This window comes from Paucibacter sp. M5-1, assembly GCF_027498415.2.
Lineage (GTDB): Bacteria > Pseudomonadota > Gammaproteobacteria > Burkholderiales > Burkholderiaceae_C > Roseateles_E.
Window position 1 is genome coordinate 4,138,327 of the sequence record NZ_JAPZLM020000001.1, and the last position, 25,718, is coordinate 4,164,044.

Genomic DNA, 25,718 nt, shown 5'->3' on the forward strand with positions numbered 1-25,718 from the left:
TCACTCAGAGCAGCACCACCGCGTCCGGCAACTCGTTCGGGTTTTTCTGACCCTCGGCCAGCGGATAGTGCTGGCGCAGCAGGCGGTCGACCGCATCGACCGCCGCGATCAGGCCCGGCTCGAAGCGGCCGGCGCGCAGATCGGCGCGCAGCCCTTCGATCACCGTGGCCCACTCGTCCACCGACACCCTGGCATTGAGCCCGCGGTCGGCGACGATCTCGATCGCGTGATCGGCCAGCAGCAGATAGATCAGCACGCCGTTATTGGCCTCGGTGTCCCAGACCCGCAGCTTGCCGAACAGGGTCAGGGCGCGGTCGCGGGCGCGCAGGCCCTTCCACAGATAGGACAGCGGCAGCCCGGCCTCCACGCAGACGCAGATCTCGCCGCTGTGGTGGCCCTCGCTGTCGCGCACCTTCTGCTCCAGATGCGACACCGCGTCGCCGGGCAGGGCGCGCTTCAGATCGGACTCATCGGTCCAGCGGTGTTGCAGCAACCGCAGCAGGCGGTTCTTGGTCAGCGTCGGCATCACCAGTCTCCCGAGGCGCCACCGCCTCCAAAATCGCCCCCGCCGCCGGACGAGAAGCCGCCGCCGTCACCTCCGCCCCAGCCGCCGCCACCGCCGCCGCCCCAGATGATGGGGCCGCCGCCCAGCCCTCCGCTGCGCCCGCCGCGGCGGGCCGCGCCGATGCCAAGCACGCCCACCAGCACCAGGGCCGCGACGCCGGCCAGGCCGGCGACGATGATGCTGGTGCTGAAGAACCAGCCCAGTGCACCGGCCGCGCCGCCGGTCGCGACGCTGCCGAGCTTGCGGCCGAAGATGCCGGTCAGCAGCGCGCCCAGCACCGGCACGCCGATGAAGAACACCGCCGCCAGTTCCTCGAAGTCGAAGCCGCTGGCGCCGCTGCCTGCGGAGCCTTGCCGCGGAGCCGGCAGGTTCTCGCCGCGTATGCGGGCCTGCAACTGGTCCACGGCCTGGTTCAGGCCGCCCGCATAGTCGCCCTTCTTGAAAGCCGGCGTGATCGCGTTCTGGATGATCTGCCGCGCCGCCAGATCGGGCACCGCGCCCTCCAGCGCCTTGGCCACTTCGATGCGGATCTTGCGATCCTCCTTGGCCACCAGGATCAGCACGCCGTCACCGACCTCGCGCCGACCTATCTTCCAGCTGTCGGCCACGCGCTGCGCATAGGCGGCGATGTCCTCGGGCAGCGTGGTCGCCGTGATCAGCACGACGATCTGCGGCCCTGACTCGGCCTCGAAGGTCGCCAGCTTGGCCTCCAGCGCCGCGCGCTGGGGCTCGCTGAGCGTGGCGGTGCGGTCGATCACCCGCGCACTGAGCACCGGCACCGGCTGCTCCTCCTGCGCCGAGGCCGGCAGGCTCAGTGCGAGGAACAGCCCCAGGATCAGGGCAATCGGGCCGCGCATGTCCGCCTACTTGGACGCGGGCTTGTCGAAGCTGACCGCCGGCGCGGTCTGGATCGCGGCCTCGTTCTCGACCGTGAAGTTGGGCTTGGTGTCGTAGCCGAACACCATCGCGGTCAGGTTGTTCGGGAAGCTGCGGGCATGCACGTTGTAGTCGGCCACCGACTTGATATAGCGGTTGCGTGCCACCGTGATGCGGTTCTCGGTGCCTTCGAGCTGCACGCGCAGATCCTGGAAGCCCTGGTTGGCCTTCAGATTGGGGTAGTTCTCGGTCACGACCAGCAGGCGCGACAGCGCGCTGGAGAGCTCGCCCTGGGCGGCCTGCCACTTCTTCAGCGCCTCGGGGTTGTTGGCCAGCTCGGGCGTGACCTGGATGCTGGTGGCCTTGGCGCGCGCCTCGACCACCTTGGTCAGCGTCTCCTGCTCGAAATTGGCCTCGCCCTTGACGGTGTTGACGATGTTCGGAATCAGGTCGGCGCGGCGCTGGTACTGGCTCAGCACCTCGGACCACTGGGCCTTGACCTGCTCGTCCAGGCGTTGGAACTCGTTGTAGCCGCAGCCCGACAAGCCCAGCGTCGATGCCAAGACCAGGGCGGCGAGGCCGCTGCGTTTGATCCAATTCATGAAACACCTCCTTGTGGAACGGTCCGCCGGGTAGATGGTGATGTCCGGGCGCGAATCAAGCCAGTATCGCAGCGGATAATGTCGCGATGAGCGCCCCCCTGCAAAACGACAGCTTTCTGCGCGCCTGCCTGCGCCAGCCCACCGAGCACACTCCCGTCTGGCTGATGCGCCAGGCCGGCCGCTACCTGCCCGAGTACCGTGCGACGCGGGCCACGGCCGGCAGCTTCATGGGTCTGGCCACCAACCGCGACTATGCGACGGAGGTGACCCTGCAGCCGCTGGAGCGCTACCCGCTCGACGCGGCCATCCTGTTCAGCGACATCCTGACCGTGCCCGATGCGATGGGCCTGGGCCTGTCGTTTGCGATTGGCGAGGGGCCGAAGTTCGAGAAGGTCGTGCGCGACGAGGCGGCCGTGGCCGCGCTCGAAGTGCCGGACATGAACAAGCTGCGCTATGTCTTCGATGCGGTGAGCTCGATCCGAAAGGCGCTGAACGGCCGCGTGCCGCTGATCGGCTTCTCCGGCAGCCCCTGGACCCTGGCCTGCTATATGGTCGAGGGCGGCGGCTCGGACGACTACCGCCAGGTCAAGAGCCTGATGTATGCGCGCCCGGATCTGATGCACCGCATCCTGCAGGTCAATGCCGACGCAGTGGCCGCCTACCTGAACGCGCAGATCGAGGCCGGTGCGCAGGCGGTGATGCTGTTCGACTCCTGGGGCGGCGTGCTGGCCGACGGCATGTTCCAGCGCTTTTCGCTGGACTACTCGAGGCGCGTGCTGGCCCAGCTCAAGACCGAACACGAAGGCCAGCGCATCCCGCGCATCCTGTTCACCAAGGGCGGCGGTCTGTGGCTGGACGAGATCGCCGATGCCGGCGCCGATGTGGTCGGCCTGGACTGGACGGTCAATCTGGGCCGCGCCCGCGCCCAGCTCGGCCACAAAGTCGCGCTGCAGGGCAATCTCGATCCGAACGTGCTGTTCGCCCCGCCCGACGCGGTGCGCGAGCAGGTCAGGGCGGTGCTCGACAGCTTTGGCGCCCCCGGCCCGGACAGCGGCCATATCTTCAATCTGGGCCACGGCATCAGCCAGCACACCCCGCCGGAATCGGTGACGGCCCTGGTCGACGAGGTGCATGCCTATTCACGGCTTTTGCGGCAGCGGCGCGGTGGGTGAGCAAGCACTCCGCTTTTGACTTATCCCCATTTTTCGCAACGCGAAAACTTCGCATTTGCCATGCTGCGGCGCAGCTCAGTGTTTTCCCGAGAGTCTTCTAAGTCATTGATTCATTGGGCTTTCACTGATTTGAGGGGGAATGCATTTTGCAGAGCTACCGGGCGCCGTCCGGCGACGGCGACCGGGCTGTTAATAAATTTCCCACAAAGTTATCCACAGAAAACATGCTTCCGTGGAAAACGTATTGAAATCATGGATTTAGAGCCTGTTCCTCAGCCCGATTCGATCTTGAGGCGGGAATGAGCGAGGCCGGGCAGCAGCGCGTGCGCGTGGTGGTCGACGCCCCCCAGCACAGCGGCATCACCGGGCCGCTGGACTATCTGAGCGAGCGCGCGCTCACACCAGGCACGCTGGTGCAGGTACCGCTGGGGCGGCGCGAGCTGACCGGCATGGTCTGGCCCGGCACCCCTGACCCGGCCGCCGAGCAGCTGGATGAATCCCAGCTGCGACCGATCAGCGCCGTGCTTGACGGCCTGCCGCCGCTGCTGCCGAGCTGGTGCGCGCTGGTGGATTTCGCCGCCAGCTACTACCAGCGCAGTGCCGGCGAGGTGGCCTTGTCGGTGCTGCCGCCGCAGCTGCGCGAGCTTGACGGCCAGCAGCTCCAGGCGCGGCTGAAGAAGCTCGACAAATGGACCGCGGCCCAGGCCGCCAGCCCCGAGCCCGCCACGCCCAGGCCGCAGCTGAGCTCGGCCCAGGCCGAGGTGCTGGAGAAGATCGATGCCTTGATGGCGGCCCGTGCCGAGACGGTGCCGTCGCCGGTGCTGCTCTATGGCGTCACCGGCAGCGGCAAGACCGAGGTCTATCTGCGTGCTGCCGAGCATGCGCTCGCCGCCGGCCGCCAGGTGCTGGTGCTGGTGCCCGAGATCAATCTGACGCCCCAGCTGGAGGCTCGCTTTGCCGAGCGCTTTGCCGGCCGTGTCATCGTCTCGCTGCACAGTGCCCTGACGCCGGCCCAGCGCCTGCGCAACTGGCTGGCCGCCCACCTGGGCCAAGCCGAGCTGGTGCTGGGCACACGGCTGGCGGTGTTCGCCTCGATGCCCCGCCTGGGCCTGATCGCGGTCGATGAGGAGCACGACCCCTCGTACAAGCAGCAGGATGGCGCCCGCTATTCGGCGCGCGACCTGGCCGTCTACCGCGCCCGGCTCGAAAAGGTGCCGGTCATTCTCGGCTCGGCGACACCGTCGCTGGAGAGCTGGCAGCACGCCAATAGCGGCCGCTACCAGCGCCTGGCCCTGCCCGAGCGCATCGGCGGCGGGGCGCTGCCGCGGGTGCGCCTCTTCGACATGAACAGCCTGCCGCGCAACAAGGGCGTGATGACCGCGCTGACCGCGCCGCTGATCGCCGCGCTGCGCGGCCGGCTGGAGCGTGGCGAGCAGAGCCTGGTGTTCCTGAACCGGCGCGGCTATGCGCCGGTGCTGCACTGCACCGAGTGCGGCTGGAAGAGCGAGTGCCCGCACTGCAGCGCCTACCGCGTGTTCCACAAGGGCGACCGCACGCTGCGCTGCCACCACTGCGGCTTCACCGAGCGCGTGCCCCATGCCTGCCCCGACTGCGGCAACCAGGACATCGCGCCGCTGGGTCGCGGCACCGAGCGGCTGGAGGAACAACTGGCCGAGGCACTGCCGGGCGCCCGCGTTGCCCGTATCGATGCCGATTCGACCAAGCACAAGGGTGCGCTGGAGGCCCAGCTAGGCGCCGTGCATGCCGGCGAGGTCGACATCCTGGTCGGCACCCAGATGATCACCAAGGGCCATGACTTCCGCCGCATCACGCTGGTGGCGGTGGTCAACCCGGACGGCGCCTTGTTCAGCAGCGACTTCCGCGCGCCCGAGCGATTGTTCGCGCTGCTGATGCAGGCCGCCGGCCGGGCCGGGCGCGATGCCGAACAGGCCGCGCGCAGCGAGATGTGGGTGCAGACCTGGCATCCGCAACATGCGCTCTACAAGGCGCTGGAGCGCCATGACTTCGAGGCCTTTGCCCAGAGCCAGCTGGCCGAGCGCGAGAGCGCCGGCCTGCCGCCTTATTCACACCTGGCGCTGCTGCGCGCCGAGGGCCGCACGGTGGAGGCCGCGCGGGACTTTCTGAGCGCCGCCGCCCAATGGGCCCAGGCCCTGCCCGAGGCCAGCGGCCTGCTGATCTACCCGCCGGTGCCGATGAGCGTGGCCCGGGTGGCCAATATCGAGCGCCTGCAGATGCTGGTCGAATCGCCGACCCGCGGCGCGCTGCAGCGCTTGCTGTGGCTATGGATGCCCGAATTGCAGATGCTCAAGCGCGAGCACAAGGGATTGCTGCGCTGGGCGGTGGATGTGGATCCGCTGGCGATCTGATCAGGGCTTGTCGCCCCCGCGTGGATCACCCAGATGGGTCTTGAGCCACTGGCTCATTTCCCACTGCACCTGGCCGACCGACTCGCGCGCCGTGTAGCCATGGCCCTCGTGTGGCAGCGACACATAACGCACCGTGCCGCCCAGGCCGGCCAGGGCCTGGTAGAGGCGCTCGCTTTGCATCGGATAGGTGCCGGAGTTGCTGTCTTCCTCGCCGTGTATCAGCAGCAGCGGCTCCTTGATCTGGTTGGCATAGAGAAAGGGCGAGAGCTTCAGATAGGTTTCGCGGGCGTCCCACAGCGAGCGGCGTTCGCTCTGGAAGCCGAACGGCGTCAGCGTGCGGTTGTAGGCGCCGCTGCGCGCGATGCCGGCCTTGAAGAGCTTGGTGTGGGCCAGCAGATTGGCGGCCATGAAGGCGCCGTAGCTGTGGCCGCCGATCGCCATGCGGCGGGTGTCGGCCACACCCAGCTCCTCGGCCTTGTCGATGATGGCGCGGGCATTCATCGTGATCTGCTCGATGAAGCCATCATTCATCGTGCGCGCATCGCCGACCACCGGCATGGTCGCGTCGTGCAGCACGACAAAGCCGTCCAGCGCCAGCAGCTGCGGGCTGATGCCGGCGAACGTCGCATAGCGGCTCGGCGCGCCGGCCAGCTGGCCGGCCAGCGCGGCGTCGTTGAACTCCAGCGGATAGGCCCAGACCAGCGTGGGCCGGCGCTCGCCCTCCTTGTAGTCGGGTGGCAGATGCAGCCAGAACGAAAGCTCGACACCATCGGCGCGCTTGAAGCTGACCAGCTCGCGCTTGACCCGGCGCAGCTGCGGGCTCGGGTCCTTGATGCGTGTCAGCGCCTGCGCCGTCGCGCCACCATTGCCCAGTTCGCGCAGGTACAGATTCGGCGGCTCGACCGGGCTCTCGCGCTGCAGCAGCAGGCGCTTGTCGTCCAGCGTCGCCAGCGGCATCTCGTAGGCGCTGTCGGCCGACTGGAACAGGCGCTGCACGCTCAGGTCCTTGATCGACAGCCGGTCCAGGAAGGGGCGCTCGCCGCGCGGGTTGGCGCCCTGGCCGATCAGGAAGATCTCGCCCTCGCGCGTGCTCTGGATCACGCTGTGGCCATTGACCAGCGTGCGCATCAGCGGCGCGCCGGGGTGGCGGTAGCGTTCGCGCAGCGAGTGCTCGAACAGCGGCTTGCTCTGGCTGCCGTTGAGCGGCAGCAGATACGTGCGGGTCCAGGCGCGCAGGCGGTCGGTCTCGGTCAGCAGCGCGTGCTGGCCATCGTCGAGAAAGCGCAGCCGCGTGAAGCGCTGCGGCATGCGCTGCACCTCGATGGGCTCGCCGTCATAGGGCGGGTCCAGTCGCATCACCCGGTCGCGGAAGGCCACCCGGCTGTTCGGGTTGCCGCCGTCCAGCGCCTCGACCCAGTAGACCGCCGCATCCTTGGTCGGCGAGGGGTAGAAGATGCGCGGGCCGGGCAGCACGCCGTCGATCGCGACGCCGGCCTTCAGCGGCAGCTTGGCAAGCTCGCGCAGCACCCGGCCGTCGCGCTGGCGCAGCTCGATCACCTGCGGAAAATCATCCCAGGTCAGGCGGTAGCTGAAGGGGCGCACCAGGCGCTCGGTCAGCAGGTACTGGCCCTCGCCGACGCTGCTGACATAGGCGAACAGGCCTGGCTCGCCGATATCGCGGGACTGCGCGCTGGCCAGATTGACCAGGGTCAGCTGCGAGCGCGCATGGTGCTCGAACAAGGCCTCGTCATGCGGCGACTGCAGCAGATCTGGATAGCTGCGCTCGGGCGAGGCGCGGCCCTGATGCTCCTGCACCACCGGGCTGGGCTGGGCGCGCGGCGCCGCGCCGCGCCGCTTGGGTATCGTCAGCACGACCAGCTCGCGCGGGTTCAGCCAGGCCTGCTCGCCCTGGCCCAGCGCATTGCTCAGGCGCACAAAGGGAATCTGGCGCAGCTCGCCGCTGGCGGTCTCGCCCATCCACAGCTCATTGCCCAGGTCGACGCGCCGCTCCAGCACGAAGCGCTGGCCGTCCGGCGCCCAGCTGAAGCTGTGAAAGCCCTCGCCGGGCAGCTCGACGGCGCGCTCCGGCGCATCCGGCTGCAGCAGGCTGCGCAGGCGCAGGCGCCGCACGGTGGCCAGCGGCTGCGGCGTGCCGCTGGCCGCGTCGAAGCGAAGGCCGGCCAGGCGCAACCCCGGGCGGGCCAGCTCGGCCAGGCTGTTGAAGCGCTTGAGTTCCAGCAGGGCCAGGGTCTGCTTGTCGGGCGAGGGCAGCAGGCGCGGCGGCGCCGGCGCGTCCAGCAGCTCGCGGATCGCGGTCGAGGGCTGGCGATAGCCGTTGGCCAGCGCCTGGAGTGGTTCGCCCAGGGCAACACAGAGCAGCAGAAGCAGGGCGTGGCGCAGGAGCATGGGGTTCGTGCAATCAGACAGCGCGCAACGATATCAGGCCGCCGGTCGGGCACCGAGCAGCCAGGCCAGCGCGGTGAAGCTGACGAAGGCCAGGCTGGTCGAGGCCAGGATGATGCGGGCCACGCGGCCGTTGTCGGCGCCGTAGCGCTCGGCCAGCAGCGAGACATTGCTGGCGCTGGGCAGGGCGGCGGCCAGGGTCAGCACCAGCAGCTGGAAGGGCGTCGGGCCGACGCCCAGCGCATGGGCGGCCGCGCCCAACGCGAACACCAGGGCCGGATGGACGATCAGCTTGATCAGCGCCACCGGCAGGAACAGCGCCACCGGCGTGCGCGTGTGGGCATGCTGCCCGGCGCGCCACAGCACCGCGCCTATCGTGAACAGGGCCACCGGCGTTGCCGCATCGGCCAGCATCTTGACGACGCTGTCGACCGGACCCGGCAGGCGCAGCGCGGTGGCCGAGGCCACCGCGCCCAGCGCGATGGCCCAGGGCAGCGGATTCGACAGCGCGCCGCGCAAGGCCTGCAGTGCGGCGCGCTTGGCATTGCCGGCGCCGGCATCGTGGGCGCGCGCCAGCGCGATGCACAGCGAGCTGGTGACGAAGAGATCGGCCAGCACGGTGCAGATCACCGGCCCGGCCGCGGCCGGGCCCAGCAGCGCCACCAGCAGCGGCACGCCCATGAAGCCGGTGTTGGGGAAGGCCGCCACCAGCGCGCCGAAGGCCGCGTCCTTCAGCTGCACCCGCGCCGACAGGGTCACCGCGATCGTGAATGCGACGATCAGCAGCGCCGCGACCAGATAGACGCCCAGCACGCCCGGGTTCAGCAGTTCCAGCACCGGCGTGTTCATGCCGAAGCGGAACAGCATGCAGGGCAGCGCGAAGAACAGCACAAAGCCGTTGAGCCCCGGGATTGCGCTCTCGGCCAGCACGCCGCGCTGCGCCGCCAGATAGCCGCACAGCACCAGCGCGAAGAAGGGCAGGGTGACGGCCAGAATCGCTTGCATGGGGGCGGAGTATCGCAAGGCTTGGGCCGGGCCGCCGCCCGTGCACAAGTTCTCGCCGAGCGTGAGCGATTGCGCGCGACACCCCGTGTTGAGGGGGGCGCCGGGCGCCGCTGCGGCCTGGCTTGAGCCTAGGATGCCGGGCAAACCCTGAATACTCATGTCCTCCGCCCGCTTCTCCGCCTCTTTTCCCGCACCGGTCAGTGCCGGCGCCCCGCTGCCGACATCGCTGTCGGTTGGCGAGCGCCTGGGCGTCTGGCGCATCGCCGCCGCCCTGCACGCCGGTGATTCGGGCCGCTGGTACCGGGCCGAGCATTCGCTGGCAGATGATGTCAGCGCGGCGCTGCTGGTCTATCAGCAGAGTGCGGACGCGGCGGCGGTGCTGCTGCGTTTTGCCGAGCTGTCGGCGGCCCTGAACCAGCTCAGCCATCCGGCCCTGGCCACGCCGCTGGACAGCGGCCTGACCGCCGAGGGCAAACCTTTTCTGGCCCTGCCCTGGCAGGACAAGGGCCAGCCCCTGCTGGCCGCCGCCGCCGAGCTGCCGCTGCGCCAGCGCCTGCAGCTGCTGCTGCAACTCTGCGACGCGCTGCAATATGCCCATGAGCAAGGCCTGCTGCTGCGCGAACTCGATCCCGGCCTGCTGTGGCTGGTCAACGGTACCGAGCTGCGGCTGATGGCCCTGGGCCTGGCCGAGCTGGCGCCCGAGCCGGACGCCGAGCCGCCGCTGTTCAGTGCCGCCGCCGCGCCCTTTGTCGCGCCCGAGCTGCAGCGCGGCGCCCAGCCCAGCCTGGGCAGCGAAGCCTATGCGCTGGGCGTGCTGGCCTGCTGGTTGATCAATGGCCGGCCGCCCAGACCCGATGCCAACGGCGTGCTGATGCCCTCGGCCGCCAGCCTGGGCGGCCTCAGCACGGCCGAGCGCTTCAGCCTCGAAGCTCTGCTGCAGAAGGCCATGGCGCCGATGTCGGTGGCCCGCTATCCCTCGGCCCGCGAGCTGGGCGAGGATTTGCGCGCCTGGCTGGCCGGGCAGAACCATTCGGCCCTGGTGCTGCATCCGATGCCCGAGCCCAGCCCGGCGCCGGGCAGCCGCTTCATGCCGGCCTTCGACGGCAGCCTCAGCACCCCGCCGCTGCAAAAGCCCGCCAAGCGCAAGCGCTGGCGCACCTTGCTGGCCGCCGGCGGCCTGGCCTTGCTGGCCGTGGGTGGCTGGGCCGGCCACCAGTACCTGGGCCTGGACGGCCTGCTTCAGTCGCTCAGCGCGCCAGCGCGGCCGGCCTCCACGACATAGCGCGCCTGGCGGCGCAGCGCGCTGGCGGCATCCCAGGGCTGCTCGACCGCGCGCAGCTCCGCCTCCAGCCGGCCGGCGCTCAGCTCGAAGCGGATATAGCCGCGCTCATCGCTGCGCGCATGGCGGATATGCGGGTTGTGCGGGCGCATCTGGTCGAGCCGGCGCTGCGCCAGGCCGTGGCTGCTGATCGAGCTGCCGCAGAACTCGGTGGCGATCACCGGCTTGTCGGCGCCGCCGGCATGCAGATCGCTCACGTAATGGGCATGGACATCGCCGCCCAGCACCACCGCATTGCGCACCCGCGCCGCCTGCAGATCGCGCAGCAGGCGCTGGCGGGCGGCCGGGTAGCCGTCCCAGCCATCGGTCCAGTGCAGGCCGCTGCCCTGCTCGGGCGGCTGCCAGTTCAGCGGCGCCATCAGGGTCTGCTGGGCCAGCAGGTTCCAGGGCCGCTCACGATCCCAGCTCTGCGCCAGCCATTGCTCCTGGGCCTTGCCCAGCAGGCTGCGGGCCGGGTCCAGCAGGGCCGGGCAGTCGCTCAGCGCGACGGTGTTGGAACCGCCCCGGCCCGGCTTGGGGCAGGCCTGGGGGTCGCGCCACTGGCGGTTGTCCAGCGTGATGATGCGGGCCAGCGCGCCCCAGTCGTAGCGCTCGTGCAGACGGAACTCGGCACCGCGCGGCCGCGCCGCCTTCGGAAAGGGCAGATGCTCCCAGTAGGCCTGGGCCGCCGCCGCGCGGCGGCGCGCGAAGCCGGGCTCCAGATGCTGGGAGATGTTGCCGGCATAGTCGTTCTCGACCTCGTGGTCGTCCCAGGTCAGCAGCCAGGGCGCGGCCGCATGCATGGCTTGCAGATGCGGGTCGCTCTTGTACTGGGCATAGCGCTGGCGGTAGTCGTCCAGCGTGCGGCACAGCCCGCCCTGGTGGCGGCGTGCGGGCGCGCTGTCGGCTGCGGTCGCGGATTCGTAGATGTAGTCGCCGAGGAACAGCAGCAGGTCCAGCTCCTGGCCGGCCAGATCGCGCCAGGCGGCGTATTCGCCGTGGTCCCAGCGCTGGCAGGAGGCGATCGCGAAGCGCAGGCGCTGCACCGCCGCGCCGGGCGCCGGCGCCGTGCGGCTGCGGCCGACCGGGCTTTGCTGACCCAGCGCGCTGAAGCGGTACCAGTACCAGCGATCGGGCTTCAGCCCGGCCGGCTCGGCATGGACGCTGTGGGCGCTGCCGGGCTCGGCCCGCTCGGTGCCGCTGGCGACGAGGGTCTTGAAGCCCTCGTCCTCGGCCAGCTCCCAGCGCACCGCGACCTGGTCCGGCAGCGCCTCGCCGAGCAGCCGGGTCCACAGCACCAGGCCGTCGGGGCGTGGGCAGCCGGAGGCCACGCCCAGCGCGAACAGCGGCGCAGCGGCCGGCGTCGCGGCATGGCTGACAAGAGCCGGCGCGCAGCCGGCGGCGAGGACGGCCTGCAGCAGGCTGCGGCGACTGAGGGCGGTGTTCATCGGCGGCAAGCCTACTCGGGAATTTTGACCTTCCAGCGACGCGACAGCTCGTCGAGCTCACCGCTGGCGCGCAGCGCGGCAATGGCACGCTCCAGCTCGTCGCGCAAGACCTGGCCCCGGTTGTCGCGCGGGTAGGCAAAGTGGCCGCGCAGCTGGCCGATCGGCGGGCCGGCCGGCACCAGTTCCTGTGCCAGACCCAGGCGCTGCAGCACTGGCTCGGTATTGCGCTCGTTGCTGGCGAACAGGTCGACGCGGCCCAGGCGCAGCATCTGCAGGCCGGTGTTGACGTCGCGCACCGTGCTGATGCGCAGGCCGGCGCGGGCCTGCTCGTAGCTCTCGCCATAGGCCCAGCCCTGCACCTGGGCGACCGGGCGCTGGCCCAGCGCCGCATAGTCGCCGCGCCACAGCCCGCTCTGGGCGCGGCGAGCGTAGAACACCAGCGCGTCCTCGTAAAAGGGCTGGGGCGAGAACAGATAGCGCTGCTCGCGGTCGGCGGTGCGGTAGGGGCCGACCAGGATATCGGCCAGGCCGCGCTCCACCATGGCCTGGGCGCGCAGCCAGGGGTAGTGCTCGAAACGCAGGCTGTGGCCCAGCCGGGCGGCGGCCAAGGTCAGCAGGTCCACGCCCAGGCCGCTCGGCTCGCCGCCGTCCTTGGCGGCCTCGTAGATGCGCGGGAACTCGGTGCCCACCACCAGCAGCTCGCGCGCCTGCGCGGCCGATCCCCAGGCCAGCAGCAGGAACGTCCAGGCTTGCAGCCAGCGACGGCCGAGGGCCAACACAAGGGCCATGCTCATAGTCCTGCCGTTGTACTAGGGGTTCCCAATGTAGCGCCTGCCGGCATGGGCTTGGCTATCATCCGCGCGACCCGGCGCGAGCCTGCGCCCCAACTCCGCCGCCCGCATGAAGCTCTCCGTGCCCGATTCCTCCAAGCGCTGGCTGGGCCTGAGCCTGGCCGCCGGCAGCGCCGGCGCCGGCCTGTGGCTGGCCTGGCACTACCCCTTGCAGCCCGGGCTGGCCTGCCTGCTGTGGCTCATGGTGGCGGTGCTGGGCTTTGTGCGCTGGCAGGTCTTGCCGCTGCTGATTCCCGGCCTGGTTCCGGTGCTGGGATTCGCGCCCTGGACCGGCTGGATCAGCTTCGAGGAGCTGGACCTGCTGGTGCTGGCCGTCGCCGCCGGCGGCTATGCGACGCTGGCCCTGGGCGCGAAACGCAGCGTCGAGCTGGCACCGGCCTGGCAGCGGCCGCTGGCGTGGTCGGGCCTGTCCAAGCTCTTGCTGACGCTGTTCTGTGCCTCGCTGCTGCTGGCGATCTGGCGCGGCGTTGAGCAGGCCGGGGGCTGGCAGTTCGGCTGGTGGCAGGGCTATCACGAGCCGATGAACAGCCTGCGCCAGGGCAAGAGCCTGTGGCTGGTGCTGCTCTTGCTGCCGCTGTGGCGCGCGGCCGGGGCGGCCGAGCCGGCCGCCGTGCAGCGCTGGTTCGGCCTGGCCATGCTGCTGGCCTTGGGCGGGGCCGGCCTGGCGGCGCTATGGGAGCGACTGGCCTACACCGGGCTGCTGAATTTTTCGAGCGACTACCGCAGCACCGCGCTGTTCTGGGAGATGCATGTGGGCGGCGCGGCGCTGGACGGCTGCCTGGCGCTGGGCCTGCCGTTTGCGCTGCTGTGGGTGCTGCGCGAGCGCCGGCCCTGGGCTTTTGCCGCCGCGCTGGGCCTGCTGCTGCTGGCCGGCTATGCGGCGCTGACGACCTTCTCGCGCGGCGTCTATCTGGCCCTGCCGCTGGGGGCTGGCGTCTGCCTGCTCTTGCTGGCGCGCCAGCGCCGCGGGGAGCGGGCGGCGGGCCGACCGGCCGCCTGGCCGCCCCGCGGGCGCGCGTGGGTGGTGCCCCTGGCGGTGCCGCTGGCATTCGGCGTGGCCGCCTGGCCGGTGTTTCAGGCTGGCGGCTACCGTGCCTTGCTCGCGCTGGCCGGTAGTGCGCTGCTGGTGATGGTGATGCCGCCGCTGCGGCTGCGGCAGACGCGCGGGCAGCTGCTGCTGGCCCTGCTGCTGGCCCTGCTGGCGGCGGCCTTGGCAGGGGGTGTGAGCTGGCTGGTGGCGCTGGCCCTGCCGAAGTCGGCCTACGTGATCGATGCGCTGGTCGTGCTGAGCGGGCTGTGGCTGGCCTGGTGGCTGCGTGCCGGGCTGCCGCGCCATCTGAGCGTCTGCCTGGTGGCGGGGGTCTGGTTCTGGAGCCTGGCCTGCGTGGCCGTGGTGGCCGGCAACTGGGGTGGCGAGCAGGCCTTGCAAGAAGCGCTGCTGCCGGTGCTGGGCCTGGCGCTGGGTTGGGCCGGCTTGCAACTGCTGCCCGGAACGGCGGCGCAGTTGCTGGCCGAGCTGCCCTGGCGGGCCAGGAGCCTGTTGTGGACCGCTTGCCTGATGCTGTTCGCCGTGGTGGCGGCGCTGGCGGGCGGCGCCTACATCGGCGACCGCATCGCTACCGGGCAGCGCGATCTGGAAGGTCGCTTCGAGCACTGGCGGCTAGCGCGCAGCCTGCTGGACACGCCGCAGGACTGGCTGCTGGGCAAGGGGGTGGGCCGCTTCGCCAGCAATTTCCTGTTCGTCGGCCCGGCCGCCGAGCAGGTGGGCGACTACCGGCTCGTCGAGTCGGCCCAGCCACCCCATCTGCTGCTGAGCAGCGGCAAGCATGTGCTGGGCTGGGGCGAGCTGTTCCGCGTCAGCCAGCGCATCGCCGCGCCGCGTGGCGAACTGCTGCTGACGCTGAAGCTGCGCAGCGCCAGCGATGTGAACCTGCATCTGGAGGTCTGCGAGAAACATCTGCTCTACAACGCGGAATGCGTGGTCAAGAACCTGCCGCTGCAAAGCCAGGGCGGCGGCTGGCAGACGCTGCAGGCCTCGCTGGGTCAGGCGCCGGCCCTGGGCGGGCGCTGGTGGGCGCCGCGCTTTGTGGTGTTCTCGGTGGCGCTGGGTTCGCCGGCGAGCGCGGTGCAGATTGCCGAGCTGCGCCTGCGCGACGCGGCCAAGCCCGCCCTGCTGGCCAATAGCGACTTCTCGCGCGGCATGGCGCATTGGTTCTTCTCCAGCGACCGCCACCACCTGCCCTGGCATATCAAGAGCCTGGGCCTGCACCTGCTGTTCGAGCAGGGGCTGCTGGGTCTGGCCCTGGGCGTCAGCCTGGTCGCGGCGGTGCTGTGGCGCTGCAGCTTCGGCCATGCCCGCGCCCACGCCCTGGCGCCGGCGCTGGTGGGTGCGCTGACGGGCTTCCTGATCGTGGGCCTGTTCGACAGCCTGGTCGATGCGCCGCGCATCGCCTTCCTGTTCTACGCGCTGCTGCTGCTGGGCCTGGGGCTGCGTTCGACCCGGGCGCCGCTGCCGCCTAGCATGAAATAGGGCAGGGCGACTTGGCTATCATGCGCAGCCCCGCCCCTGTTCGCCATGTCCTCAGCCGTCTCCACCCTCAATCCCGCCCAGCTCGAAGCCGTCCACCATCTCAACGGGCCCTGCCTGGTGATCGCCGGGGCCGGCTCGGGCAAGACGCGGGTGATCACGATGAAGATCGCGCGGCTGCTGCAGGCCGGCTATGCGGCCAAGAACATCGGCGCCATCACCTTCACGAACAAGGCCTCGCAGGAGATGCGCGAGCGCGCCCGCGATCTGGTGGGCCCCCGGGCGGCCAAGGACCTGGTGATCTCGACCTTCCACAGCCTGGGCGTGCGCATCCTGCGCTCCGAAGGCCATCTGGTCGGGCTCAAGGAGCAGTTCTCCATCCTCGACAGCGACGATGTGCTGGGCCTGCTGCGCGATGCCGGCGGCACCACCGACGCCAAGCAGGCGCGCAGCTGGCAATGGACCATCTCGCTGTGGAAGAACCAGGGCCTGACGGCCAAGCAGGCGCTGGCCGCCGCCAAGGACGAGGACGAGCGCGCGACGGCCGTCGTGATGGAACGCTACCAGGAGCGGCTGGCGGCCTACCAGTCGGTGGACTTCGATGACCTGATCTCGCTGCCGCTGCGCCTGCTGCAGGACTTCCCCGAGGCGCGCGGCAAGTGGCAGGACACCTTGCGCTATGTGCTGGTGGACGAGTACCAGGATACCAATGCCGTGCAGTACGACCTGCTCAAGCAGATCGTCGGCGAGCGTGCCCATTTCACTGCGGTGGGCGACGACGACCAGAGCATCTACGGCTGGCGTGGCGCGACGATCGAGAACCTGAAGCGCCTGCCGACCGACTTCCCGGCGCTGAAAGTGATACCGCTGGAGCAGAACTACCGCTCCACCGGCGCCATCCTGCGCGCGGCCAACAACGTCATCGCGGTCAATCCGAAGATCTTCGAGAAGAAGCTGTGGAGCGAGTTCGGCGACGGCGAGCCGGTGGCCCTGATCGAGAGCGACGGCGAGGAGCACGAGGCCGAGCGGGCGGTGGCGCGCATCCAGGCGATCCGCGCCAATGCCGGCGGCGTGCAGTTCAAGGACTTCGCCATCCTGTACCGCGCCAACCACCAGGCCCGCGTCTTCGAGCAGGCGCTGCGCCGCGCCGAGATTCCCTACAAGGTCTCCGGCGGCCAGAGCTTCTTCGACAAGGCCGAGATCAAGGACCTGTGCAGCTGGCTGCGCCTGCTTGTCAATCCGGACGATGACCCGGCCTTCTTGCGCGCGATCACCACGCCCAAACGCGGCATCGGCCACCAGACGCTGGGCAGCCTGAGCCAGTTCGCCGGGCGCTGGAAATCCAGCATGTACGAGGCCTTGTTCGCCGAAAGCCTGTCCACTGCGCTGAGCACCCGCGCGATCAGCGGCCTGCATGAGTTCGGCCGCTATGTGAACGATCTGGAATACCGCGCCCGCAACACCTCGGGCGACAAGGAGGCCAAGGCGCTGTTGATGGAGTGGCTGAAGGACATCGGCTACGAGCAGCACCTGATGGAGCAGGAGGAGAACGAGAAGGTCGGCGCGGCGCGTTGGGGCAATGTGCTGGACTTCGTCGACTGGGTTGCCAAGCGCTGCGGCGGCCAGATCAGCCAGGAGGGCGGCATCACCTTCGAGGAGCCCAAGCAGACCGTGCTCGAAGTGGCCCAGACCATCAGCGTGATCCTGTCGCTGGCCGAGCGCGGCGACGAGCAGGACCAGGTCACCTTGACCACCCTGCATGCCTCCAAGGGCCTGGAATGGCCGCATGTCTTCCTGGCCGGCGTCAACGAGGGGCTGCTGCCCTTCAAGGCCGACGACGAGGACATGACCCCGCAGCGCCTGGAGGAAGAGCGCCGCCTGATGTATGTGGGCATCACGCGGGCGCGCACGACTTTGGGCGTCAGCACCTTGCGGCGGCGCAAGAAGAACCGCGAGCTGGTGATGGGCATCCCCAGTCGCTTCATCCTGGAGATGAAGCTGCACGAGAACACCGTCAAGGAAGACCCGCGCGAAAAGCTCAAGCGGCTGCGCGCGGAGTTTGCGGCCAAGGGTGAGGCGAGCGCGGCGGCGCAGGCGAAAGACGGCAAGGCCTGAGGGCGACACCCCCATAGGTAGGACGGGGCGGCGCTGTTTCCCGCCGGAGAATGCAGCCGCCCACGGCGCCTGCGGCCATGCAGAAAGCGTGCTGCCCGGTCGCCGGGGGCAACGGGTTCTTCACGCATTTCCTCCATCCCAGCCACCATGAAAAAACTCATCCTGCTGACGCTGACCGCGCTCGCCGCCTTCTATGCCCATGCCCGGCTCTCGTTCGCCGAGCCCAAGCTCGCCTCGTGGCTGGTCCAGCAATCGGCCAAGGCCATGTCCGGTGACAGCTCGGCCTGCGAGGCCTATGCGGACAATCTGCAGGTGACGCTGAGCGCCGACGGCCGGCGCGGCAAGTGGGAGGTGGAGGGTGGCAAGGAGGAGATGTGCGACTACCTCAAGCAGGCTGCGGCCGCCTTCACGGTGCTGCAGGCGCGCACCCATTCGGAGTTCGACGACATCCGTATCGTCCGCGACGGTTTCCCCTGGACCAGCGCGCGGGTCAGCTACACCCAGCGCATGACGGTGGAGGCCAACGGGCTGCCGACGACGACCGTGACCGGCGAGGATGACCTGGTAGTGGTTCGCACGCTGTCGGGTCTCAAGATCAAGACCATCGAGTCGCGATCAAGTGGCGGGCTTTGATCAAGCGCTTGCCGCGCCGGCCTGTGATGCGAATCGGCGACAAGGAAGTCCGTGTACGACCCTGAGTCCTAGCGTGGCCTGAGGTAGCATCGCCTCCGGATCGGCCCCCATCGGCCGATCACGTCGCTCGGACGGTTCCGGGCGCTTACGTGAGACACATCCCATGAGCACTGCCTCTTCAGGCAAGCGCCGCTTCGCGCGCATTGATCGCCTGCCTCCCTACGTCTTCAATATCACGGCCGAGCTGAAGCTTGCGGCGCGGCGGCGGGGCGAGGACATCATCGACATGAGCATGGGCAACCCCGATGGGGCCACGCCGGCCCATATCGTCGCCAAGCTCACCGAGGTCGCGCAGCGGCCCGACACCCATGGCTACTCGGCCAGCAAGGGCATCCCGCGGCTGCGCCGCGCGATCTCGCATTGGTACGACAAGCGCTACGGCGTGGCCATCAATCCCGACACCGAAGCCATCGTCACGATAGGCTCCAAGGAAGGCCTGGCCCATCTGATGCTGGCGACGCTGGACCGGGGCGACACGGTGCTGGTGCCCGACCCCAGCTACCCCATCCATATCTACGGCGCGGTGATCGCCGGTGCCGACATTCGCGCGATACCGGTGTCCAGCGAGCTGGACTTCTTCACCGAGCTGGAGAAGACGATTCGCGGCAGCTATCCCAAGCCCAAGATGATGGTGTTCGGCTTCCCGTCGAACCCGACCGCGCAGTGCGTAGAGCTGGAGTTCTTCGAGCGCGTGATCGCACTGGCCAAGAAACACGACATCCTGGTGGTGCACGACCTGGCCTATGCCGACATCGTGTTCGATGGCTGGCAGGCGCCGTCCATCATGCAGGTGCCGGGCGCCAAGGATGTGGCGGTCGAGTTCTTCACGCTCAGCAAGAGCTACAACATGGCCGGCTGGCGCATCGGCTTCATGGTCGGCAACCCCGATCTGGTGGCCGCGCTGGCCCGCATCAAGAGCTATCACGACTACGGCACCTTCACGCCGCTGCAGGTCGCGGCGATCGCGGCGCTGGAGGGTGACCAGGCTTGCGTCGGCGAGATCACCGCCAGCTACCAGCGCCGCCGCGATGTGCTCTACAAAGGCCTGACGGAGGCCGGCTGGGCCGTCGAGCTGCCCAAGGCCAGCATGTATATCTGGGCCCGCATCCCCGAGCCCTACCGCGCGCTCGGCTCGCTGGAGTTCGCGCGCCAGCTGCTGGACAAGGCCAAGGTCTGCGTCTCGCCGGGCATAGGCTTCGGCGACCAGGGCGACGGCCATGTGCGCTTCGCGCTGATCGAGAACGAGGCCCGCATCCGCCAGGCGGTGCGCGGCATCAAGGCCATGTTCAAGGCAGACGGACTGATCAAGGCCTGACCCTGCGGGACAGAAGCTTATGGGGAATAGGTATTTGCCGGCCGCGGCGGATGCGGGCAGTATTCAGGGTTTTCCAGGACGAGAACCCCACCCCATGCGCCCCATCCGCCTTCTGATCGCCCCGCTGGTGCTGGCCCTTGTGGCTGGCGCGGCGCTTGCCAAACCCCTGCGCTGGGCCAGCCAGGGCGATGTGCAGAGCTTCGACCCCCACGCCTACAACAGTGCGCTGAACAACCAGTTCAACGCCTTTGTCTACGAGGGCCTGGTGGCCTACGACCAGCAGTTCACGATCGAGCCGGCCCTGGCCTCGAAGTGGACCCAGGTCGATGCCACGCATTGGCGCTTCGAGCTGCGCCCCGGCGTCAAGTTCCATGACGGCACGGCGCTGACGGCCGACGATGTGGTGTTCTCCTTCGAGCGTGCGCTCAGCCCCACCTCCAACTTCAAGGTGCTGCTGCAGGGCGTCAGCAGCGTCAAGAAGCTCTCGCCGTCCAGCATCGAGATCACGCTGGCAGCACCCAACCCGGTGCTGCTGCGCCAGATCACCGGCGTGCGCATCATCTCGAAGGACTGGGCCACCAAGCACAAGATCGAGAAGCCGCAGAACTTCGCGCAGAAGGAAGAGACCTATGCGGTGCGCAATGCCAACGGCACCGGTCCCTTTGTGCTCAAGAGCAGCCAGCCCGGCATCAAGACCGAGCTGACGCTGAACCCGACCTGGTGGGGCAAGCTGAACGGCAATGTCAGCCAGATCGTCTACACGCCTATCGGTTCGGACGCGACCCGGCTGGCGGCCCTGCTGTCCGGCGAGATCGACTTCGTGCTCGACCCGGCGCCGCAGGACGTGCCCAAGCTGCGCAACACACCGGGCGTCAAGATCATCGAAGGCGCCGAGTTCCGCACCATCTTCCTGGGTCTGGACCAGGCCAGCGATGAGCTGGCCGGCAGCAATGTGAAGGGCCGCAACCCCTTCAAGGACCTGAAGGTGCGCCAGGCGCTGTACCAGGCCATCGACATCGAGACCCTGAAGCGGGTGACGATGCGCGGCCTCGCGCAACCGGCCGGCTCCCTGGTCGCGCCGCAGGCCGATGGCTGGACCGCCGAGGGCGACCGTCGCCTGCCTTTTGACCCGGTGCGCGCCAAGGCCCTGCTGACCGAGGCCGGTTATCCCGAGGGCTTCCAGGTGCCGCTGGATTGCCCCAATGATCGCTATGTCAATGACGAGGAAATCTGCAAGGCCCTGACCGCCTTCTGGGCCAAGATCGGCGTGCAGGCGCGGCTCAACAGCCAGGGCTCCAGCACCTATTTCCCGAAGCTGCAGCGCAAGGAAAGCAGCCTGCATCTGCTGGGCTGGGGTGTCGCGACCTTCGATGCGCTGTACTCGCTGCAGGCCCTGGTGCACAGCCCGGTCGGTGGCGACGGCAGCTGGAACTACGGCCGCTATGTGAACCCCAAGCTGGATGCGCTGATCGATGCGGCCAAGGTCGAGGGCGATGTGACCAAGCGCCGCAGCCAGCTGATCGCCGCGCTGAAGATCGTGCAGGACGATGTGGCGGTGATCCCGCTGCACCACCAGGTCATCCCTTGGGCGGCGCGCAGCAATGTGAATCTGGTGCACCGCGCCAACAACCATATCGATGTGCGCTGGGTCCGCATCGACTGAGAGCCTGAGAACTTTTTACTGCGCCGCCGCCATGCGTCGTTGGTCCTATGCTCGGAATCCTCACGTACCTGGGGTACGTTCCGGTTCCTGCGCTCGGCCCGCCTAGCCTGACGACGGCTCGCTACAAAAGTTCCCAGGCTCTGAGGGCAAGCGCTAATTGGGGCCAGGTCTTGCGCCCAGCCAGAATGGGCCCATGCCCATTTACCGCCTGCTGCTGCCCCTGCTGACCCTGATCAGCGCGCTGATCGCCATTGCCGCGCTGAGCCACACCAGTCTGCCGCGCGAGCTGGCCTTTGTGGCCAAGCCGCTGACCACCGTGCTGATCATGCTGTACGCCTGGCCGCGCGGCGCCGATGCGCCCCGCCAGGCGCGGCTGCTGCGCCTGGGCCTCGCGTTCTCGCTGGCCGGCGATGTGGCCCTGTTGTGGCCCGAGTCGGGCTTCGTGCCCGGCCTGCTCTGCTTTCTGATCGCCCACCTGCTCTATATCGCGGCCTTTTGCCAGCACACGCGGCTGGCCCGGCCCTGGTGGCCCTGGCTGATGTTCGGCCTGATCGCCGGCTATGTGCTGAGCCGGCTGTGGCCGGGCGTGCCGGCCGCGCTGCAGGTGCCGGTGCTGGCCTATGTGGTCTGCCTGGCGGCGATGGCGGCCCAGGCCTGGAGCTGGTGGCGTGCCAGCATCGGCGGTGCGCGCGAGCCGCTGGCGCGCTGGGCGGCCTGGGGCGGCACCCTGTTCCTGGCCTCGGACGCGCTGCTGGCGATCAACAAGTTCGCCGGTCCGTTGCCCGAGGCGGCGCTGTGGGTGCTGTCGACCTACTGGTCGGCGCAGTGGTGCATCGCGTCCAGCCTGAGGGGTGGCGCCGCTCAGGCGTGAGCCCTGCCTAGACGCCCAGCGCCCGCGCCGCAGCCGCACGCCATGCCGGCGCGGGATCCACGCGGTCCAGCGCGCGGCAGGCGGCCACCAGCTTGATGGCATGGTCGTTGTGCTGGGCCAAGGTGAGGGCGGCCAGGCGGTCCCAGTCTTGCGGTGGCACAAGCACGGGCAGCGGGCCGGCAACGGCTCGCCGGGCAGCACGGCTCGACAGCAGCGCTGCCGCTGCGGCAGCCACGAAAGACCTCAGGGCCGGTTCGTTCAGCCACGGCGAGAGCTGGCGCAAGGCGGCGCTGGCCGTGATCATGTGCAGCACGGTGAAATCGGCCGTGTGGACATAGAGTGCGGCCGCGCTGCGGGCCAGGGCCGGCAATTCATCCACAGCCAGCCTACCGGCGAGGGCCTGCCAGTCCTCGCGCCCGCCCCAGTCGGCCATGCGCTGGGCGATCAGCGGGCGCGACGGCATCGCGTCGGCGTCCGGCAGCGCGCATAGCGCCGCCAGCCAGTCGCCCAGCGGCAGCGGCGAACCGGGCTGGGCCGTCAGTGGCGCCAGTGGCGCCAGTGGCATATGGCGGCTGGCCCAGTAGGCCAGCGCGGCGGCCAGCTCGCCCGGGTGACCGTGGCGCAGCGCGTGGCCGGTGCGTATCAGGCCATGGAAGGCCGCGCCGCCACAGCCCTGCATCAGCGCCGGCAGCTCGCGGCGCAGCAGCGCGTCGCGGCCGATGTCGAGCAGTGCTGTGCGGTAGTGAGCCAGCCAGGCCGGGTAGTCCGCGATGCGGCCGAAGGCGGCGGGCCGCGGCGTGCCGAGTGGGAGCGCCGGGGGCAGGCTGCTCAGCTTTGCGCCATAGCGCCGCCGGAACTCGTGCAGGCGTGCGCCGTCGGCCCCCAGGTCCTGCAGCGCGTCCAGCGCCATCGGCAGGTGCGAGCTGAGCTGGTCTTCGTACTCGGGGTTCAGCCCCAGTCCTTCGTCGAGCAGTTCGTGCAGCGTGGCGAGGGCGGCATCGGTTTCGGTCATGAGTGTTCTCGTGGTGTCGAACGGAGCATCACGATAAAAGCTCAAGTTAACTTGATGTCAAGCGCCGCCGGCCGTCTCACATGCCCTTGAACAGATGCGTGTAGCTGCGGCTGACTTCCAGTTTCTCGTTATTGCCCTTGACGCCGACCAGCTGGCGGCCGCGGAAGTCGCGGGTGACGCCGGCGATGGCCTTCACATTGACCAGGGTCGAGCGGTGGATCTGCCAGAACAGCGCCGGGTCGAGCTCGTCGACCAGTTCCTTGATCGGCTTGCGTATCAGGGCTTCGAGTGTGGCGGTCTGCACCCGGGTGTACTTCTCGTCGCTGATGAAGAACAGCACCTCCTCGACCGGGATCATCTGGATGGCCTGGCCGACGGTGGCCTGTATCCACTGCAGATAGCTGGGCGCACCGCCCGGATTCAGCTGGGCCGAGAGCTTGTGCAGCAGCTGCTGCAGCGGCGCGCTGGCCTTGTTGTCCGGCGCGGCCTCGGTGTCCTCGCGCAGGGCCAGGCGTTTCTTGATGCGCTGCACCGTCACTGTCAGGCGTTCGCGCTCGGCGGGCTTGAGCACATAGTCGGCCACGCCCTGCTCGAAGGCCTCGACCGCATACTGGTCGTAGGCGGTGATGAAGACGATCTCGGGCACCAGCCAGCTGTCGTCGTCGCCGGCATCGGGCAGCTGGGCGATCTGGCGCGCCGCATCGACGCCGGTCAGGCCCGGCATGCGGATGTCCAGAAAGACCAGATCGGGCTTGTGCTCGCGCACCAGTTCGACGGCTTCGAGGCCGTTCTTGGCCTCGGCGACGATGTCCAGATCGGGCCAGACTTCCAGCAGCCGGCTGCGCAGCTGCTCGCGCATCAGTCGTTCATCGTCGGCCAGCACGGCGCGCACGCGGGGGGAGTTGGGGGTTTCGCTCATGGCCGCCATGCTAAGGGTTGGGGCGAGCGCGGCCGGCTCCGGGTTTGTCCGGGGTGCGGCGCAGCATCAGCCACAGCAGCAGGCCCAGCAGGAGCAGCGGCGACAGCAGCAGGCCGCCCATGCTGAGCAAGGCCAGCAGCGCCAGGCCCAGCAGGCCGGCGACGATCAGCAGCGGCAGCCCCAGGCCCAGCACCAGCGCCAGCGGCAGCACGACCAGCAGCACCAGCGTGACGATCAGGCCACCGAGCATCAGGCTGCCCCAATGTGCAGCATGCAGCTCGTCGAGCCCCAGGTCCTGGCCGTTGATGCTGACGCTGACGCCCGGGTGGGCGGCAAACTCCTGCCAGATGAAGAAGCCGCCGGCCCCGGCCAGCAGCACCAGCAGCAGGCTCATCAAGAGCATCCATTGGAAAAAGCGCTTCATGCGGTGGCTCCTTCATCGCTGTGCTTGCGCGAGGTGGCATAAGGCACGGTGATCGTGACGACCGTGCCCGAGGGCTGGTTCTCGCTGACGGTGACGCCGGCCCGGTGGCCGTGCAGCAGCATCAGGCGCTCGCGGATATTGGCCAGGCCCACGCCGGTGCCGGCGGTGGCGGCGCGGCCGAAGCCCAGGCCGGTGTCGGCCACCGTGACGGCCAGCTTGCCGTGCACGATCTCGGCCCTGACGCTCAGCTTGCCGCCCTCGGCCTTGGGCTCCAGCCCATGCTTGATCGCGTTCTCGACCAGGCCCTGGATCATCATCGACGGGAATTCGGCCGACAGCAGGCCCTCGGGCACATCGATCTCGGTCTGCAGCCGCTCTTCCATGCGCACCTTCAGGATCTCCAGATAGGGCCGGATCACGGCCAGCTCGCGGCCCAGGTCGCGCCCGCCATTGGCATTGGCCTCGCGCATCGTCGGCATCGAGGCGCGCAGCAGCGCGATCAGGTTCTTCTGCATCTGCGAGGCGCGCGGCGGATCGGTCTCGATCAGGTGGTCGATCGAGGCCAGGGTGTTGAACAGGAAATGCGGTTCCACCTGGGCCTGCATCGCCGCCATCCGCGCCTCTACGACCTGGCGCTTCAGCGACTCGGCCTCGGCCGTCTCGGTGGCCGCCGCCGCCTTGACCTCGGCCTGGATGCGGCCCTTGTAGGTGATCTTGATGATGGCCGAGGCGACGACCAGGAACACCGCCAGCTCCTGCAGGAAGTCGCCCAGCCGCACAGTGCGGATGCGCACCCGGGGCTCCCCGTCGGCCTCGTTGCTCAGCGCCTCGCGGGCGGCTTCGGCCGCATCGCGCTGGGCCTGCTGGGCGTCGCGCACCGCCTGCTGGGCATCGCGGGCGGCCTGCTGCAGCGTTTCCTTGGCCTCCTGCACCGCCTCGCGCACATCGTCCCGGCTGACCGACTGAGGCAGCTTGATGTCGATCGAGGGCAGGCTGGGATCGATACCGGACTCGGCCGCCGAGGCGCCGGAGGCCGGCCGGCTGGCCACCCGCGGGATCACCCGCACACCGCGCTCGTCTATCGTCACGTCATAGCGTATGCCCTCGGGCGAGCTGGCGGGCAGCGGCGCCGGCTTGGCCAGTTCGACCGGTGCGGCCGGCGGCGCCGGGGCCGCGGGCGGCTTGGCACGCGCGCGGCGTGGCGCCGTTTCCTCGACATGCTCGGTGATGCGCCAGGTGAACGGCGGCAGGCTCTGCAGCACATTGGTGCCGATCAGCAGCAGCACCGCCAGCACGGCAAAGCGCTTCCAGCTGATGCCGACCAGCCAGTTGGCATAGACATGGAAGCCGCGCATCAGCGCCGATGACAGGGCCTGCCAGCGGGCGTAGGGCGTGGGCGCGCTGACGGCGGGCGGCGGTGGGGGAAAGGGAGGAGCGTTCATCGGTGGACCTTTTGATGCTCCGCACTGTACGCAAGCCGCGCGCAGGCGCCGATGGCGCTGCGATGCGGTGCCGCGACGAAGGGCTGAACTGCACCGGGCCGTGACAGTCG

The 25,718-nt window shown here is 69.3% G+C and carries 20 protein-coding genes; 9 read left to right on the forward strand and 11 right to left on the reverse strand.

Annotated elements, in window-relative coordinates:
- Positions 1-4: 4 nt before the first annotated feature.
- The 3 genes from O5M90_RS19580 to O5M90_RS19590 are packed head-to-tail and all read right to left on the reverse strand — an operon-like array spanning position 5 to position 2,043.
- Positions 5-526 carry a TPM domain-containing protein gene (locus O5M90_RS19580; protein WP_269840051.1) on the reverse strand — a complete coding sequence of 174 codons (522 nt, stop codon included), beginning with the start codon at positions 524-526 and terminating at the stop codon, positions 5-7.
- Entirely contained in the window at positions 526-1,422 is an 897-nt protein-coding gene (locus O5M90_RS19585) for a TPM domain-containing protein (RefSeq protein ID WP_269840052.1), read from the reverse strand. Before O5M90_RS19585 ends, O5M90_RS19580 begins: the two co-directional genes overlap by 1 nt.
- Positions 1,423-1,428: 6 nt before the next feature.
- The gene (locus tag O5M90_RS19590) at positions 1,429-2,043 is read right to left on the reverse strand and encodes a LemA family protein (protein WP_171018242.1); all 615 of its coding nucleotides are present in this window, start codon (positions 2,041-2,043) and stop codon (positions 1,429-1,431) included.
- Positions 2,044-2,129: 86 nt separating this feature from the next.
- Here O5M90_RS19590 and hemE point away from each other — a divergent pair, with 86 nt between their 5' ends.
- Positions 2,130-3,215: a uroporphyrinogen decarboxylase gene (gene hemE / locus O5M90_RS19595; protein ID WP_440402278.1), complete on the forward strand. Its 1,086-nt coding sequence runs from the start codon at positions 2,130-2,132 to the stop codon at positions 3,213-3,215.
- Between the two features lie 299 nt (positions 3,216-3,514).
- Positions 3,515-5,602, forward strand: a complete 2,088-nt coding sequence (locus tag O5M90_RS19600; protein ID WP_269840053.1) for a primosomal protein N' — start codon at positions 3,515-3,517, stop codon at positions 5,600-5,602.
- On the opposite strand, the gene O5M90_RS19605 is transcribed toward O5M90_RS19600, so the two are convergent.
- Both O5M90_RS19605 and O5M90_RS19610 read right to left on the reverse strand, forming a co-directional pair.
- Positions 5,603-8,008 carry an alpha/beta hydrolase family protein gene (locus O5M90_RS19605; protein WP_269840054.1) on the reverse strand — a complete coding sequence of 802 codons (2,406 nt, stop codon included), beginning with the start codon at positions 8,006-8,008 and terminating at the stop codon, positions 5,603-5,605. It lies immediately after the preceding gene.
- Positions 8,009-8,041: 33 nt separating this feature from the next.
- On the reverse strand, positions 8,042-9,010 hold the full coding sequence (locus O5M90_RS19610) for an AEC family transporter (RefSeq protein WP_137942807.1): 969 nt from the start codon (positions 9,008-9,010) through the stop codon (positions 8,042-8,044).
- Between the two features lie 157 nt (positions 9,011-9,167).
- On the opposite strand from O5M90_RS19610, the gene O5M90_RS19615 reads away from it, so the two are divergent.
- Positions 9,168-10,292: a hypothetical protein gene (locus O5M90_RS19615; RefSeq protein WP_440402280.1), complete on the forward strand. Its 1,125-nt coding sequence runs from the start codon at positions 9,168-9,170 to the stop codon at positions 10,290-10,292.
- Here the strand turns inward: O5M90_RS19615 and O5M90_RS19620 are convergent.
- Together O5M90_RS19620 and O5M90_RS19625 are read right to left on the reverse strand one after the other, a co-directional pair.
- Positions 10,250-11,776, reverse strand: coding sequence for an alkaline phosphatase D family protein (locus O5M90_RS19620; protein WP_269840057.1), 1,527 nt, complete (start codon positions 11,774-11,776; stop codon positions 10,250-10,252). The genes O5M90_RS19615 and O5M90_RS19620 overlap by 43 nt on opposite strands.
- Before the next feature lie 11 nt (positions 11,777-11,787).
- On the reverse strand, positions 11,788-12,564 hold the full coding sequence (locus O5M90_RS19625; protein WP_171018243.1) for a substrate-binding periplasmic protein: 777 nt from the start codon (positions 12,562-12,564) through the stop codon (positions 11,788-11,790).
- 112 nt (positions 12,565-12,676) lie between these two features.
- Between O5M90_RS19625 and O5M90_RS19630 the strand changes: the two genes are divergently transcribed.
- From O5M90_RS19630 to O5M90_RS19655, 6 genes are all read left to right on the forward strand, one after another.
- Positions 12,677-15,157, forward strand: a complete 2,481-nt coding sequence (locus O5M90_RS19630) for a hypothetical protein (protein WP_269840058.1) — start codon at positions 12,677-12,679, stop codon at positions 15,155-15,157.
- A 45-nt stretch (positions 15,158-15,202) separates the two neighbouring features.
- A complete protein-coding gene (locus tag O5M90_RS19635) occupies positions 15,203-17,269 on the forward strand; it encodes an ATP-dependent helicase (RefSeq protein ID WP_269840059.1) in 2,067 nt (688 codons plus the stop codon).
- A gap of 147 nt (positions 17,270-17,416) precedes the next feature.
- Complete coding sequence (locus O5M90_RS19640) at positions 17,417-17,902, forward strand: hypothetical protein (RefSeq protein ID WP_262971703.1); 486 nt, start codon at positions 17,417-17,419, stop codon at positions 17,900-17,902.
- 163 nt (positions 17,903-18,065) lie between these two features.
- Positions 18,066-19,277: an alanine transaminase gene (alaC, locus tag O5M90_RS19645; RefSeq protein ID WP_269840060.1), complete on the forward strand. Its 1,212-nt coding sequence runs from the start codon at positions 18,066-18,068 to the stop codon at positions 19,275-19,277.
- A 94-nt stretch (positions 19,278-19,371) separates the two neighbouring features.
- Positions 19,372-20,940 (forward strand): ABC transporter substrate-binding protein, encoded by a 1,569-nt coding sequence (locus O5M90_RS19650; protein ID WP_269840061.1) that lies wholly within the window; start codon positions 19,372-19,374, stop codon positions 20,938-20,940.
- 193 nt (positions 20,941-21,133) lie between these two features.
- A complete protein-coding gene (locus tag O5M90_RS19655; protein WP_269840062.1) occupies positions 21,134-21,811 on the forward strand; it encodes a lysoplasmalogenase in 678 nt (225 codons plus the stop codon).
- Positions 21,812-21,818: 7 nt separating this feature from the next.
- Here the strand turns inward: O5M90_RS19655 and O5M90_RS19660 are convergent, their stop codons facing one another.
- The 4 genes from O5M90_RS19660 to O5M90_RS19675 all read right to left on the reverse strand — a co-directional run bounded on the left by O5M90_RS19660 (position 21,819) and on the right by O5M90_RS19675 (position 25,608).
- Positions 21,819-22,823, reverse strand: coding sequence for a questin oxidase family protein (locus tag O5M90_RS19660; RefSeq protein WP_269840063.1), 1,005 nt, complete (start codon positions 22,821-22,823; stop codon positions 21,819-21,821).
- A gap of 76 nt (positions 22,824-22,899) precedes the next feature.
- A complete protein-coding gene (locus O5M90_RS19665; RefSeq protein WP_137942818.1) occupies positions 22,900-23,742 on the reverse strand; it encodes a LytR/AlgR family response regulator transcription factor in 843 nt (280 codons plus the stop codon).
- A 10-nt stretch (positions 23,743-23,752) separates the two neighbouring features.
- Positions 23,753-24,166, reverse strand: coding sequence for a hypothetical protein (locus tag O5M90_RS19670; RefSeq protein WP_269840064.1), 414 nt, complete (start codon positions 24,164-24,166; stop codon positions 23,753-23,755).
- Entirely contained in the window at positions 24,163-25,608 is a 1,446-nt protein-coding gene (locus tag O5M90_RS19675; RefSeq protein ID WP_269840065.1) for a sensor histidine kinase, read from the reverse strand. The genes O5M90_RS19670 and O5M90_RS19675 overlap by 4 nt, the downstream gene beginning before the upstream one ends.
- Positions 25,609-25,718: the final 110 nt, after the last annotated feature.